At 35.7% G+C, this 15,140-nt stretch carries 12 protein-coding genes and 4 tRNA genes; all 16 read left to right on the top strand.

The window, feature by feature from the left end; translation table 11 throughout:
- Positions 1 to 48: 48 nt before the first annotated feature.
- The 16 genes from B0A66_RS21835 (at position 49) to B0A66_RS21760 (ending at position 15,084) form a co-directional block, all read left to right on the top strand.
- Complete coding sequence (locus tag B0A66_RS21835; protein ID WP_089051957.1) at positions 49 to 942, top strand: tyrosine-type recombinase/integrase; 894 nt, start codon at positions 49 to 51, stop codon at positions 940 to 942.
- Positions 943 to 978: 36 nt separating this feature from the next.
- A complete protein-coding gene (hpf, locus tag B0A66_RS21830; protein ID WP_089051956.1) occupies positions 979 to 1,281 on the top strand; it encodes a ribosome hibernation-promoting factor, HPF/YfiA family in 303 nt (100 codons plus the stop codon).
- A 91-nt stretch (positions 1,282 to 1,372) separates the two neighbouring features.
- Positions 1,373 to 1,446 (top strand) — tRNA-Thr (locus B0A66_RS21825).
- A gap of 52 nt (positions 1,447 to 1,498) precedes the next feature.
- A tRNA-Tyr gene (locus tag B0A66_RS21820) sits at positions 1,499 to 1,579 on the top strand.
- A gap of 83 nt (positions 1,580 to 1,662) precedes the next feature.
- A tRNA-Thr gene (locus tag B0A66_RS21815) sits at positions 1,663 to 1,734 on the top strand.
- Between the two features lie 55 nt (positions 1,735 to 1,789).
- Positions 1,790 to 2,977: an elongation factor Tu gene (tuf, locus tag B0A66_RS21810; RefSeq protein WP_031456758.1), complete on the top strand. Its 1,188-nt coding sequence runs from the start codon at positions 1,790 to 1,792 to the stop codon at positions 2,975 to 2,977.
- 57 nt (positions 2,978 to 3,034) lie between these two features.
- Positions 3,035 to 3,105 (top strand) — tRNA-Trp (locus tag B0A66_RS21805).
- A gap of 19 nt (positions 3,106 to 3,124) precedes the next feature.
- Positions 3,125 to 3,322, top strand: coding sequence for a preprotein translocase subunit SecE (gene secE / locus B0A66_RS21800; protein WP_041517377.1), 198 nt, complete (start codon positions 3,125 to 3,127; stop codon positions 3,320 to 3,322).
- Positions 3,323 to 3,332: 10 nt separating this feature from the next.
- Positions 3,333 to 3,884, top strand: a complete 552-nt coding sequence (gene nusG / locus B0A66_RS21795; RefSeq protein WP_089051955.1) for a transcription termination/antitermination protein NusG — start codon at positions 3,333 to 3,335, stop codon at positions 3,882 to 3,884.
- 67 nt (positions 3,885 to 3,951) lie between these two features.
- The gene (gene rplK / locus B0A66_RS21790) at positions 3,952 to 4,389 is read left to right on the top strand and encodes a 50S ribosomal protein L11 (RefSeq protein WP_007807442.1); all 438 of its coding nucleotides are present in this window, start codon (positions 3,952 to 3,954) and stop codon (positions 4,387 to 4,389) included.
- Positions 4,390 to 4,402: 13 nt separating this feature from the next.
- Positions 4,403 to 5,092, top strand: coding sequence for a 50S ribosomal protein L1 (rplA, locus tag B0A66_RS21785; protein ID WP_031456760.1), 690 nt, complete (start codon positions 4,403 to 4,405; stop codon positions 5,090 to 5,092).
- Positions 5,093 to 5,114: 22 nt separating this feature from the next.
- Positions 5,115 to 5,618, top strand: a complete 504-nt coding sequence (gene rplJ / locus B0A66_RS21780) for a 50S ribosomal protein L10 (protein WP_089051954.1) — start codon at positions 5,115 to 5,117, stop codon at positions 5,616 to 5,618.
- Between the two features lie 92 nt (positions 5,619 to 5,710).
- Positions 5,711 to 6,082 (top strand): 50S ribosomal protein L7/L12, encoded by a 372-nt coding sequence (rplL, locus tag B0A66_RS21775; RefSeq protein ID WP_007807437.1) that lies wholly within the window; start codon positions 5,711 to 5,713, stop codon positions 6,080 to 6,082.
- 262 nt (positions 6,083 to 6,344) lie between these two features.
- Positions 6,345 to 10,157, top strand: a complete 3,813-nt coding sequence (gene rpoB / locus B0A66_RS21770) for a DNA-directed RNA polymerase subunit beta (protein WP_089051953.1) — start codon at positions 6,345 to 6,347, stop codon at positions 10,155 to 10,157.
- Between the two features lie 294 nt (positions 10,158 to 10,451).
- On the top strand, positions 10,452 to 14,762 hold the full coding sequence (rpoC, locus tag B0A66_RS21765; RefSeq protein ID WP_089051994.1) for a DNA-directed RNA polymerase subunit beta': 4,311 nt from the start codon (positions 10,452 to 10,454) through the stop codon (positions 14,760 to 14,762).
- A 10-nt stretch (positions 14,763 to 14,772) separates the two neighbouring features.
- Positions 14,773 to 15,084 carry a DUF3467 domain-containing protein gene (locus tag B0A66_RS21760; protein ID WP_089051952.1) on the top strand — a complete coding sequence of 104 codons (312 nt, stop codon included), beginning with the start codon at positions 14,773 to 14,775 and terminating at the stop codon, positions 15,082 to 15,084.
- Positions 15,085 to 15,140: the final 56 nt, after the last annotated feature.

Here is a 15,140-nt window from a genome sequence, read left to right as displayed (position 1 = left end):
AATTCTATTATTTCTTAAGATAGAATGATTTAAAAAGTTTTAATTGTTATGAAATCAAATAAAGAAGCATTTCGTGATTATCTCGAGTTGGAAAAAAAATATTCCGCGCACACTATTAATGCTTATTTGAATGATATTACTTTTTTTGAAATTTTTAATGCGGAGCAATTTCAACAGGAAAATGTAGAGCGAGTAAATTACAGTCAAATAAGAACGTGGATTGTTTCTTTGGTGGATGATGGTATTTCTAATGTTTCTGTTAATAGAAAAATGTCTTCTTTGAAAGCTTTCTATAAATTTCTATTAAAAACCAAGCAAATAGAGGTTAGTCCAATGCTGAAGCATAAGGCGTTAAAAACACCTAAAATTGTGCAGATTCCTTTTTCTGAAAAAGAACTAACGGATTTAATGCAGCAAGTAGGAGAGCCTAATGGTTTTGAAGAAGTGCGTGATAAGCTTATTGTGGATCTTTTTTATACTACCGGAATTCGAAGAGCAGAGCTAATTGGTTTAATGAAAGCTAATGTTGATTTGTCTTCAAATGTGATAAAAGTTTTAGGAAAGCGGAACAAGGAACGAATTATTCCTATTTTGCCAGTTATTACAGAGCAGTTGCGTGTTTATTTGCAAGAAAGGTCGTTGCTTGAAAACATACAAGATGATAAATATTTTTTTATTTCGGTAAAAGGGTTAAAATTGAGTGAATCTTTTGTGTATCGTTTAATAAATTCTTACTTTAGTAGAGTCTCTGAAAAGGTAAAGAAAAGTCCGCATGTGCTTCGGCATACTTTCGCGACTCACTTGCTAAATAACGGAGCCGATCTAAATTCAGTTAAAGAATTATTAGGACATTCGAGTTTGGCTTCAACGCAGGTTTATACTCATAATAGTTTAACAGAGCTTAAAAAGGTATACGCAAATGCGCATCCTCGAAATAAGTAGTAATTCTAAAAATGTTTAACCCCTAAAATTAGTATTATGAAGGTAGATGTTCATGCAGTTAACTTCACTGTTGACAGAAAATTGGTAGATTTTATTCAGGAAAGATTGGATAAGCTGGAGAAGTTTTATGACCGTGTTGTTTCGTCCGATGTTTTTTTAAAGGTTGAGAGAACGAGTGATAAGGAAAATAAGGCTGTGGAGATTAAGATAAATGTTCCTGGAGACGAGTTTTTGGTTAAAAAACAGTGTAAAACATTTGAGGAGGCGATTGAGCTTTCGGCAGAATCTTTAGAACGTTTACTGGTAAAAAGGAAGGAAAAAATACGAGCACACATTTAATTGAAAATTTTTTTCAAAAAATGTTTTGATTCAAAGATAAAATAGCTACATTTGCAGTCCGTTAGAAATAGCGGACTTTTTTAATGATATTGCCAGCGTAGCTCAGTTGGCTAGAGCAGCTGATTTGTAATCAGCAGGTCGTGGGTTCGAGTCCCTCCGCCGGCTCTAAAATGTTTCAAATGCGATTTGAAATAGTTCATAAAATTATTGAAAAAATGGGGAGATACTCAAGCGGCCAACGAGGGCAGACTGTAAATCTGCTGTGTGAACTTCGCAGGTTCGAATCCTGCTCTCCCCACAAAAAAAGAAGTTAAGATTTTGGATTGTAGTTTATATGAGAAATATATTACGAAATTCAAAAATCTAAAATCAGAACTCTCTGCCGGTGTAGCTCAGGGGTAGAGTGCTTCCTTGGTAAGGAAGAGGTCTCGGGTTCAATTCCCGACATTGGCTCAAGTAAGTAGGAAATTGAAAATTAATATATAACTAAGATTAAAAATTAAGTAAAATGGCAAAGGAGAATTTTAATCGTTCCAAACCGCACTTAAACATAGGTACAATTGGACACGTGGATCACGGAAAAACTACATTAACTGCAGCAATTACAAAAGTATTGTCTGATGCTGGTTACTGTCAAGCAAAATCTTTTGATCAAATCGATAACGCTCCAGAGGAGAAAGAAAGAGGTATTACTATTAATACATCACACGTAGAGTACGAAACAGCTAACCGTCACTACGCTCACGTTGACTGTCCAGGTCACGCGGATTACGTAAAAAACATGGTTACTGGTGCTGCTCAAATGGACGGAGCTATCTTAGTAGTTGCTGCTACAGATGGTCCAATGCCACAAACTCGTGAGCACATCCTTTTAGGTCGTCAGGTAGGTATTCCAAGAATCGTTGTTTTCATGAACAAAGTGGATATGGTTGATGATGCTGAATTGTTAGAGCTTGTTGAAATGGAAATTAGAGATTTATTATCTTTCTACGAATATGATGGAGATAATGGTCCTGTAGTTCAAGGTTCTGCTTTAGGAGGATTGAATAACGATCCTGCTTGGGTACCAAAAATCATTGAATTAATGGAAGCTGTTGATGCTTGGATCGAAGAGCCAGTGCGTGACGTAGCAAAACCATTCTTGATGCCGGTTGAAGACGTATTTACAATTACTGGTCGTGGAACTGTTGCTACAGGTCGTATCGAAACAGGTATTGCTAATACAGGAGATCCAGTTGAAATCATTGGTATGGGAGCTGATAAATTAACTTCTACTATTACAGGAGTTGAGATGTTCCGTAAAATCCTTGATAGAGGTGAAGCTGGAGATAACGTAGGTTTATTGTTAAGAGGTATTGATAAAGAATCTATCAAAAGAGGAATGGTTATCATTAAGCCAGGATCAGTAAAACCACACGCTACTTTCAAAGCTGAGGTTTATATCTTGAAAAAAGAAGAAGGTGGACGTCATACTCCATTCCATAATAACTACCGTCCACAGTTCTACGTACGTACAACTGACGTAACAGGAGTTATTACTTTACCAGAAGGAGTAGAGATGGTAATGCCAGGAGACAACTTGACAATCAATGTTGCTTTATTAAGCCCAATCGCAATGAGCGTTGGTTTACGTTTCGCTATCCGTGAAGGTGGTAGAACTGTAGGAGCAGGTCAGGTTACTGAAATCGTAGGATAATCCTATAAAATTATAAAAAGCCAGTTGATTCTTAACTGTAATCACTGGCTTTTAATTACGGGCGTAGTTCAAGGGTAGAATAGCGGTCTCCAAAACCGTTGATGGGGGTTCGAATCCCTCCGCCCGTGCAATAAAAAATCATATCAAATGACAAAAGTTACTAATTATCTATCAGAGGCTTTCGAAGAGTTAAAGTCAAATGTTACTTGGCCTGCTTGGGCTGAGGTTCAAAAATTAACAATTGTTGTGGCTGTATTTTCAGTTTTATTCGCTTTGGCAACATGGGGAGTAGATGAATTTTTTGCAAAAGCTTTAGCTGGATTTTTTAACTGGTTAAAAGGATAAATTTTTTGTGATGGCAGATAATAATGTGAAAAAATGGTATGTGGTTAGAGCTGTAAGCGGACAAGAAAATAAAGTCAAAGCTTACATCGAAACTGAGATTGCCAGATTAGGTATGGGTGATTATGTTTCCCAAGTTTTAGTGCCTACAGAAAAAGTAGTTACTGTAAAAGAAGGGAAGAAAATGTCTAAGGATAAAGTATACTTCCCTGGATATGTTATGATCGAAGCTAACTTAGTTGGTGAGATACCTCATATTATTAAATCAATTACCAGCGTAATTGGATTTTTAGGTGAGATCAAAGGAGGGGAGCCTGTTCCTTTAAGGCTTTCTGAAGTAAATAGAATGTTAGGTAAAGTAGATGAGCTTGCTGTAAATACAGATACTCGTTCTATTCCTTTCAGTGTAGGAGAGACTGTAAAAGTAATTGACGGTCCTTTTAATGGCTTCAATGGTTCTGTTGAAAAGATCAATGAAGAAAAGCGTAAACTTGAAGTTATGGTGAAAATTTTCGGAAGAAAAACACCATTAGAATTAAGTTTTATGCAAGTTGAAAAAGTATAATTTTTGTTACATCTATAATAACCACTGTAATCGCTTCCAATGATTACGGTGTTAAATTTTTTAAAAAATGGCTAAAGAAATTAGTAAGGTAGTTAAACTACAAGTTAAGGGAGGTGCTGCGAATCCGTCGCCACCGGTTGGACCTGCTTTAGGAGCTGCTGGGGTTAATATCATGGAGTTCTGTAAGCAATTTAATGCTAGAACACAAGATAAACCTGGCAAAATATGCCCAGTACAAATTACTGTGTATAAAGACAAATCATTTGATTTTGTTGTAAAAACTCCTCCAGCTGCTGTCCAATTATTGGAAGCTGCAAAGCTAAAGTCTGGATCAGGTGAACCAAATCGTAAAAAAGTAGCTAGCGTTACTTGGGACGTTATCAAAGCAATTGCTGAAGATAAAATGGTAGATTTAAATGCATTCACAATTGAATCTGCAATGAGCATGATCGCTGGAACTGCTAGATCTATGGGTATAACTGTATCAGGAGATGCTCCTTTTTAATTAAGAGAAAGAAATGGCAAAATTAACAAAAAAGCAAAAAGAGGCTGCTTCAAAAATTGAAAAGAACAAACTATATACTTTAAAAGATGCAGCTGCATTAATTAAAGTTATAGCTTCTGCAAAATTTGATGAGTCTGTTGATATCGCAGTTCGTTTGGGTGTAGATCCAAGAAAAGCGAATCAAATGGTTAGAGGTGTAGTTACATTACCTCACGGAACAGGTAAAGATGTTAAAGTATTAGCATTAGTTACTCCAGATAAAGAAGCGGAAGCTAAAGAAGCTGGAGCTGATTATGTAGGTCTTGACGATTACTTACAAAAAATTAAAGATGGTTGGACAGATGTTGATGTAATCATCACTATGCCAGCTGTTATGGGTAAATTAGGTCCATTAGGTCGTATTTTAGGACCTAGAGGTTTAATGCCAAACCCTAAAACAGGTACTGTAACTATGGATGTTGCAAAAGCTGTTGCAGAGGTTAAAGCTGGTAAAATTGACTTCAAAGTTGATAAAACTGGTATCGTACATGCAGGAATTGGTAAAGTTTCTTTTGGAGCTGAGCAAATTTATGACAATGCACACGAAATTATTCAAACATTAATCAAACTTAAACCAACTGCTGCTAAAGGTACATACATTAAAGGTATTCACCTTACAAGCACTATGAGTCCTGCAATTGCATTGGATCCAAAAGCAGTATAATTGGTAGTTAATAATTTTTAGTATGACTAGAGAAGAAAAATCAATCGCGATTGAAGATTTAACTGCACAGTTAGCTGGTACAAATATTATTTATGTATCTGATATTTCTGGATTAAACGCAGAAACAACTTCAAACTTGAGAAGAGCTTGCTTTAAAGCAGGTATTAAATTAGAGGTTGTAAAAAACACTTTGCTTGCAAAAGCAATGGAAGCTTCTGCTAATGACTATGGTGATTTACCTTCAGTATTGACTGGTAACAGTGCTATTTTCATTTCAGATGTTGCAAATGCACCTGGAAAAATAATTAAAGATTTCAGAAAAAAATCTGCTAAACCTATCTTAAAGGGAGCATATATCAATTCTGAAATTTACATTGGAGATGAGCAATTAGATGCATTAGCAACTATTAAATCTAAAGAAGAACTTCTTGGAGAACTTATTGGATTATTGCAATCACCAGCACAAAGAATTATTTCTGCTTTACAAAACAAATTCGCTGGTAGCGAAGAAGAGGCTGAAGCATAATAATTCGTATGAGGAAGAATACTTCCTTGTAGCTTAATTAGCGCACAATAAATAAATTATATTTTTACAAATCATTTTAAACGATAGAAAAAATGGCAGATTTGAAACAATTCGCAGAACAATTAGTTAACTTAACAGTTAAAGAAGTTAACGAATTAGCAACAATATTAAAAGACGAGTATGGTATCGAGCCTGCTGCTGCAGCTGTAGTAGTTGCTGCTGGTGGTGGAGAAGGTGCTGCTGAAGAAGCACAAACTGAATTTACAGTTGTATTAAAAGAAGCTGGAGCTTCTAAATTAGCAGTTGTGAAATTAGTAAAAGAACTTACAGGTTTAGGTCTTAAAGAAGCTAAAGATGTAGTTGACGGTGCTCCAAGCAACGTTAAAGAAGGTGTTTCTAAAGAAGAGGCTGAAGGTCTTAAAAAATCATTAGAAGAAGCTGGAGCTGTAGTTGAGCTTAAATAATTCAACTCAGTTTTAAGAACTAGGTTTAGGTCTTGAGTTAACACTCAATGGCCTAAACCATTTTTCGTATAATAAAATATATTAAGTTTTATTATCAAATAGTTTAAAATACGAAAAAATTTTTGATCAATACGAAGAAAAACTTAAACTTACTTTCTTGGTTTATTTTAAAGATGTATTGATTACAAAAAGAAAGTATAAACTAAGACAATGTGTTTTTACACAAAAAACTACTTTTTTTTAATCAAAATTTTGTTCATTGATGATAACAAATCAGACTGAAAGATTGAATTTTGCCTCTACGAAAAACATTCCTGATTATCCGGATTTCCTGGATGTACAGGTAAAATCTTTTAAAGATTTTTTTCAATTAGAAACTAAATCTGACGAAAGAGGCAACGAGGGTCTATACAACACCTTCATGGAAAACTTTCCAATCACAGATACAAGAAATAACTTTGTATTGGAATTCCTGGATTATTTTGTAGATCCACCACGTTATACAATTCAAGAATGTATAGAGAGAGGTCTTACCTATAGTGTACCTTTAAAAGCTAGGTTGAAACTATATTGTACAGACCCGGAACACGAAGATTTTGAAACTATTGTACAAGATGTTTATTTAGGTACAATTCCTTATATGACTCCAAGTGGTACTTTTGTTATCAATGGTGCTGAGCGTGTAGTAGTATCTCAATTACACCGTTCTCCTGGGGTTTTCTTTGGACAATCATTCCACGCAAATGGAACTAAACTTTATTCTGCCAGAGTAATTCCTTTTAAAGGTTCTTGGATAGAATTTTCTACAGATATCAATAGCGTTATGTATGCTTATATCGATAGAAAGAAAAAATTACCGGTAACAACTTTATTCCGTGCAATCGGGTTCGAAAGAGATAAGGATATCCTTGAAATTTTCGACTTAGCTGAAGAAATTAAAGTTTCTAAAACAGGTATTAAAAAATATATTGGAAGAAGACTTGCTGCACGTGTATTGAATACATGGCATGAGGATTTCGTTGATGAAGATACCGGAGAGGTAGTTTCTATCGAACGTAACGAAATCATCCTTGATCGTGATACAATTATCGACAAAGATAATGTTGAAGAGATCATTGATTCTAACGTTAAATCTATTTTGTTACACAAAGAGGATAACAATCAGGCAGATTATGCTATTATCCACAATACATTACAAAAAGATCCAACAAACTCTGAAAAAGAAGCTGTAGAGCACATTTACCGTCAGTTGCGTAACGCTGAACCGCCTGATGAGGAAACTGCTCGTGGTATTATAGATAAATTGTTCTTCTCTGACCAACGTTACAACTTAGGTGAAGTAGGTCGTTACAGAATGAACAAGAAATTAGATTTAGATATCCCTATGGATAAGCAAGTGCTTACCAAAGAAGATATCATTACAATCGTAAAATATTTGATCGAATTGATCAACTCTAAAGCAGAGATTGATGATATTGATCACTTATCTAACCGTCGTGTTAGAACAGTTGGTGAACAACTTTCTCAACAATTCGGTGTAGGTTTAGCGCGTATGGCTAGAACTATTAGAGAGCGTATGAACGTTAGAGATAACGAGGTGTTTACACCAATTGATTTGATCAATGCTAAAACATTATCATCAGTTATCAACTCTTTCTTTGGAACGAACCAGTTATCTCAATTTATGGATCAAACGAATCCATTAGCTGAGATTACACACAAAAGAAGATTATCTGCACTTGGACCTGGTGGACTTTCGAGAGAGAGAGCTGGTTTCGAGGTTCGTGACGTTCACTATACCCACTATGGTCGTTTATGTCCGATTGAAACTCCAGAGGGACCAAACATTGGTTTGATTTCATCTCTTGGTGTTTATGCAAAAGTTAACGGAATGGGTTTCATCGAAACTCCTTACCGTAAAGTAACTAATGGTGTAGTTGATTTAGAAAGCACACCAATCTACTTAAGTGCTGAAGAAGAAGAAGGTAAAATGATTGCTCAGGCAAACATTGAAATGGATGCTACTGGTAAAATTACTGCTAGTAATGTTATTGCTCGTGAGGAAGGTGACTTCCCGGTAGTTGAACCATCTGTTGTACATTATACAGACGTTGCACCTAACCAGATTGCTTCGATTTCTGCTTCGTTGATTCCTTTCTTGGAACATGATGATGCGAATAGAGCCTTGATGGGATCAAACATGATGCGTCAGGCGGTTCCTTTGATCCGTCCGGAAGCACCAATCGTTGGTACAGGTTTAGAGCGTCAGGTAGCTTCAGATTCTAGAGTATTGATTAATGCTGAAGGAGATGGAACTGTAGAATATGTTGATGCTAATATCATTACTATCAAATACGACCGTACTGAAGACGAAAGAATGGTAAGTTTTGATGCTGATGAGAAAACATACAACTTAATTAAATTTAGAAAAACCAATCAAGGAACAAGTATTAACTTGAAACCAATCGTAAGAAAAGGTGACAGAGTAGTTCTTGGTCAGGTATTGTCAGAAGGATATGCTACTCAAAATGGAGAATTAGCTTTAGGTAGAAACCTAAAAGTTGCGTTCATGCCATGGAAAGGGTATAACTTTGAGGATGCGATTGTAATTTCTGAAAAAGTAGTTCGTGATGATATCTTTACGTCTATTCACGTAGATGATTATTCATTAGAGGTTAGAGATACGAAATTAGGAAACGAAGAGTTGACTAATGATATTCCTAACGTTTCTGAAGAAGCTACTAAAGATTTAGATGAAAACGGTATGATTAGAATTGGAGCAGAGGTAAAACCTGGCGACATTTTGATCGGAAAAATTACACCAAAAGGAGAATCAGATCCTACTCCGGAAGAGAAATTGCTTCGTGCAATCTTTGGGGATAAAGCAGGAGATGTAAAAGATGCTTCATTAAAAGCTTCTCCATCTTTACATGGTGTAGTTCTTGACAAAAAATTATTTGCAAGAGCCGTAAAAGATAAACGTAAACGTACTCAGGATAAAGATGCTTTAGGCGCTTTAGAAATGGAGTTTGAGACTAAATTTGTTGAATTAAAAGACAGATTGGTTGAAAAATTATTCTTGATCGTTAACGGAAAAACATCTCAAGGTGTAATGAATGATTTGGGTGAAGAAGTTTTACCAAAAGGTAAAAAATATACTCAAAAAATGCTTTACGCAGTAGAAGATTTTGCTCACTTAAGCAAAGGTCAATGGGTTGCTGATGATGCTACTAATAAAATGGTTAATGATTTAATTCATAACTATAAAATTAAGCTAAACGACTTACAAGGATCTTTAAGAAGAGAAAAATTCACTATTACAGTTGGAGATGAATTACCATCTGGAATCTTGAAATTAGCGAAAATTTACATCGCTAAGAAACGTAAGTTGAAAGTAGGGGATAAAATGGCAGGACGTCACGGTAACAAAGGTATTGTTGCTAGAATCGTTCGTCATGAAGATATGCCTTTCCTTGAAGACGGAACACCAGTAGATATCGTATTGAATCCACTTGGGGTACCTTCACGTATGAACATTGGTCAGATTTATGAAACTGTTCTTGGATGGGCTGGTATGAACTTGGGTAGAAAATTTGCTACTCCAATTTTTGACGGTGCTTCTTTAGATCAAATCAATGCGTTGACTGATGAAGCTGGAGTACCACGTTTCGGACATACACACCTTTATGATGGTGGTACTGGAGAGCGTTTCCATCAAGCTGCAACTGTGGGTGTAATTTACATGCTTAAATTAGGACACATGGTTGATGATAAGATGCACGCACGTTCTATCGGACCATACTCGTTGATTACACAACAACCACTTGGAGGTAAAGCTCAATTTGGAGGTCAGCGTTTTGGAGAGATGGAGGTTTGGGCACTTGAGGCTTATGGAGCATCAAGTACACTTCGTGAAATCTTAACAGTTAAGTCGGATGACGTTATTGGTAGAGCTAAAACTTACGAAGCTATCGTTAAGGGAGAGTCTATGCCAGAACCAGGATTACCGGAATCATTCAATGTATTAATGCATGAATTAAAAGGTCTTGGACTTGACATTCGTTTAGAAGAATAATAAGTATTAGGAAGTATTCAGTCCCGGTTTTTATCGGGGTTGATTACTCATTTATAAAAGTTTTTAGGATTTAAAACCCGTAAACCGTTCCGATTTTTTATATAAACTCAAAAGGTTTTATAATTAGCACTTCAACAATACGTTTTGAAGTTTAGAGAAGTAACCCGAGGTAATTTTGAATGCCGTAGGCCTTAAGCTATAAGCCGTAAGCACATGCGTAAAGCTTACAGCCTAATGCAAATAGCTTCAAAAAGAATCAATTTTTTAATTGCAAATAAATCAATAGTAAAAACTATGATGAATAATAGAAATAATAATAAAGATAAAAATCCAGTAAAGAGATTTAATAAAATTTCAATTGGATTGGCTTCACCTGAATCTATCTTGAAAGAATCAAGAGGAGAGGTTTTGAAACCAGAAACTATCAACTACAGAACGCACAAACCAGAACGTGACGGACTATTCTGTGAAAGAATCTTCGGACCTGTAAAGGATTTTGAATGTGCTTGTGGTAAATATAAAAGAATTCGTTACAAAGGTATCATCTGTGACCGTTGTGGTGTTGAAGTTACAGAGAAAAAAGTACGTCGTGACAGAGTAGGACACATCAACCTTGTTGTGCCTATTGCTCACATTTGGTATTTCCGTTCTCTTCCAAACAAAATTGGTTATATCCTTGGTCTTCCATCTAAGAAATTAGATATGATCATTTACTACGAAAGATACGTAGTAATTCAGGCTGGTATTGCTAAAAATGCAGATGGAGAGTCATTACAAAGATTAGATTTCTTAACAGAAGAGGAATATTTAAACATTTTAGATACTCTTCCACAAGAAAACCAATATTTAGATGATTTAGATCCTAATAAATTTGTTGCCAAAATGGGAGCAGAGTGTATTATGGATTTATTAGCACGTATCGACTTAGATGAGTTATCTTATCAATTAAGACACAGCGCTAATAACGAAACATCTAAACAACGTAAAACTGAAGCTTTAAAAAGATTACAAGTAGTTGAGTCTTTCCGTGAGTCTAACTTAAACCGTGAAAACCGTCCTGAGTGGATGATTATGAAAGTGGTTCCTGTTATTCCACCAGAATTACGTCCGCTTGTGCCACTTGATGGAGGTCGTTTTGCAACTTCAGATTTAAATGACTTATACCGTCGTGTAATCATCCGTAACAACCGTTTGAAAAGATTGATGGAGATTAAAGCTCCGGAAGTTATCTTAAGAAACGAAAAACGTATGTTACAAGAATCTGTAGATTCATTATTTGATAACACACGTAAAGCTTCTGCTGTTAAAACAGAATCAAACAGACCATTAAAATCATTATCTGATTCCTTAAAAGGTAAGCAAGGACGTTTCCGTCAAAACTTACTTGGAAAACGTGTGGATTATTCTGCTCGTTCGGTAATTGTTGTTGGTCCTGAATTAAAATTATTCGAATGCGGATTGCCAAAAGATATGGCATCTGAGTTATACAAACCTTTCGTTATCCGTAAATTGATTGAAAGAGGTATTGTAAAAACAGTAAAATCTGCTAAGAAAATTATAGACAAAAAAGAGCCTGTAGTTTGGGATATCCTTGAAAATGTAATTAAAGGTCACCCAGTATTACTTAACCGTGCTCCTACGTTACACAGACTTGGTATCCAGGCTTTTCAACCAAAATTAATTGAAGGAAAAGCAATCCAATTGCACCCATTAGTATGTACGGCTTTCAACGCCGATTTTGATGGGGATCAGATGGCAGTTCACTTGCCATTAGGACCAGAGGCTATTTTAGAGGCACAATTATTAATGTTGGCTTCTCACAATATCTTGAACCCTGCAAATGGTGCTCCAATTACTGTACCTTCTCAGGATATGGTCTTGGGTCTATATTATATGACCAAAGAACGTATCTCAACACCAGAACATATAATTTTAGGTCAAGACTTAACATTCTATTCTGCTGAAGAAGTAAACATTGCATTAAACGAAGGAAGATTAGAATTGAATGCTCGTGTGAAAATTAGAGCAAAAGATTTTAATGATGCTGGAGAATTAGTGTATAAAATCATTCAAACAACTGCAGGACGTGTATTATTTAATGAAGTAGTACCGGAAGCAGCTGGATATATCAATGATGTATTGACTAAGAAAAACCTTAGAGATATTATCGGACACATTTTAAGTGTGACTGATGTACCTACTACTGCTGCTTTCTTGGACAATATGAAAGATATGGGGTATAAATTCGCATTTAGAGGAGGTTTATCATTCTCTCTTGGTGATATTAGAATTCCAGAACAAAAAACAAAATTAATTGCAGATGCCAGAGAGCAAGTTGAAGGTATTTCTGTAAATTATAACATGGGTCTTATTACCAATAACGAACGTTACAACCAAGTTATTGACGTATGGACTTCAGCAAATGCTCAGTTAACAGAATTAGCAATGAAAAATATTAGAGAAGACCAACAAGGTTTCAACTCTGTATATATGATGCTTGACTCTGGGGCGAGGGGTTCTAAGGAACAGATTCGTCAGTTAACTGGTATGCGTGGTTTGATGGCTAAGCCTAAAAAATCTACTGCTGGTGGTGGTGAGATTATTGAAAACCCGATTCTTTCTAACTTTAAAGAAGGTCTTTCGATCCTTGAGTATTTCATTTCTACTCACGGTGCTCGTAAAGGACTTGCGGATACGGCTCTTAAAACTGCCGATGCTGGATACTTAACAAGAAGACTTCATGACGTTTCTCAGGATGTTATTGTTAATATCGAGGATTGTGGTACTCTTAGAGGTGTTGAAGTTTCTGCTTTGAAGAAAAATGAGGAAATCGTTGAATCTTTAGGAGAAAGAATTTTAGGACGTGTTGCGTTGCAAGATGTTATTAATCCTCTTACTAATGAAGTTTTAGTTCAATCTGGTCAACAAATTACAGAAGCAATCATGAGAGTTATTGAAGCTTCTCCGATTGAAAGAGTAGAGGTTAGATCTCCATTAACTTGTGAAGCTTTAAAAGGTATTTGTGCTAAATGTTACGGTAGAAACTTAGCTACCGGAAAAATGACACAAAGAGGAGAAGCTGTCGGAGTTATTGCAGCTCAATCTATTGGAGAACCAGGTACACAGTTAACACTTCGTACGTTCCACGTTGGAGGGGTTGCAGGAGGTATCTCTGAAGAATCTAGTATTGTTACAAGATTTAACGGTAGACTTGAAATAGAAGATTTAAAAACTGTAAAAGGTGAAGATAACGAAGGAAACTCTGTTGATATCGTAGTTTCACGTTCAACTGAATTAAAATTAGTTGATGAGAAAACAGGAATCGTTTTAAATACACATAACATTCCTTACGGATCTAGTATCTTTGTTAAGGATGGTGAAGTAGTTACTAAAGGATCTGTGATCTGTAAGTGGGATCCATATAATGGTGTAATTGTTTCTGAATTTACTGGTAAGATCGCTTACGAGGATTTAGAACAAGGACAATCGTTCATGGTTGAAATCGATGAGCAAACAGGATTCCAGGAAAAAGTAATTTCTGAAGCTAGAAATAAAAAATTAATTCCAACTTTATTGGTTTACGGTAAAGAAGGTGAATTGATTCGTTCGTATAACTTACCAGTAGGAGCACACCTTATGGTTGAGAATGGAGAGAAAATTAAAGCAGGTAAAGTATTAGTGAAAATCCCACGTCGTTCTTCTAAAGCAGGCGATATCACGGGAGGTCTACCAAGAATTACCGAGTTGCTTGAGGCTCGTAACCCTTCAAACCCAGCAGTTGTATCTGAAATTGACGGTGTAGTTTCTTTTGGAAAAATCAAAAGAGGTAACCGTGAAATTGTTATCGAATCTAAATTTGGTGAGATCAAAAAGTATTTAGTTAAACTTTCAAGCCAAATCTTAGTACAAGAAAATGACTTCGTAAGAGCAGGAGTACCATTGTCTGACGGTGCAATTACACCAGATGATATTTTAAGAATTCAAGGACCAGCTGCTGTTCAACAGTATTTAGTAAATGAAATTCAAGAAGTATACCGTTTACAAGGGGTAAAAATTAATGACAAGCACTTTGAGGTAGTTATTCGTCAAATGATGCGTAAAGTAAGAGTTCAAGATCCAGGAGATACATTATTCCTAGAAGATCAATTAATTCACACTAAAGACTTTATCGTTCAAAATGATAAATTATACGGTATGAAAGTAGTTGAAGATTCTGGAGATTCTGCTGTATTGAAACCAGGTCAGATTATTTCGCCTCGTGAATTACGTGATGAGAACTCATTGCTTAAACGAAATGATAAAAATCTAGTTGTAGCTAGAGATGTAATTACTGCAACTGCAACGCCAGTTTTACAAGGTATTACAAGAGCTTCGCTACAAACTAAATCATTCATCTCTGCTGCTTCTTTCCAAGAAACAACAAAAGTACTTAACGAAGCTGCTGTAGCTGGTAAAGTAGATGATTTAGAAGGATTAAAAGAAAATGTAATTGTTGGACACAGAATTCCTGCGGGAACTGGTATGAGAGAATACGATAACACTATCGTAGGATCTAAAGACGATTACAATGAAATGATGGCTAATAAAGAAGAATATATCTATTAATTAGGAAACTATGAGTAATCCGAAACAACAACAAGAGCAAATTAATATTGAATTAGATGAAACAATCGCAGAAGGAATTTATTCTAATCTTGCGATTATCAATCACTCTTCATCAGAGTTTGTTTTAGATTTTGTGAGCATTATGCCAGGTATTCCTAAAGCCAAGGTAAAGTCAAGAATTGTTTTGACACCACAACATGCTAAAAGATTATTGAAGGCAATAGGTGAAAATATTCATCGTTTTGAAGTCGCTCATGGCGAAATCAAAGACACAGAACAAGCACCAATACCTCTTAATTTTGGACCTACAGGACAAGCATAAATCAGAAAGCCCCAGAAATGGGGCTTTTTTTATGCCTTGTCTCGTCCTAAAAAAAG

The sequence above is a fragment of the Flavobacterium hercynium genome, from assembly GCF_002217285.1.
GTDB classification, from domain to species: Bacteria; Bacteroidota; Bacteroidia; order Flavobacteriales; family Flavobacteriaceae; genus Flavobacterium; species Flavobacterium hercynium.
The sequence above is the reverse complement of the archived record's forward strand: the minus strand, read 5'-3'. Positions and strand labels throughout refer to the sequence as shown.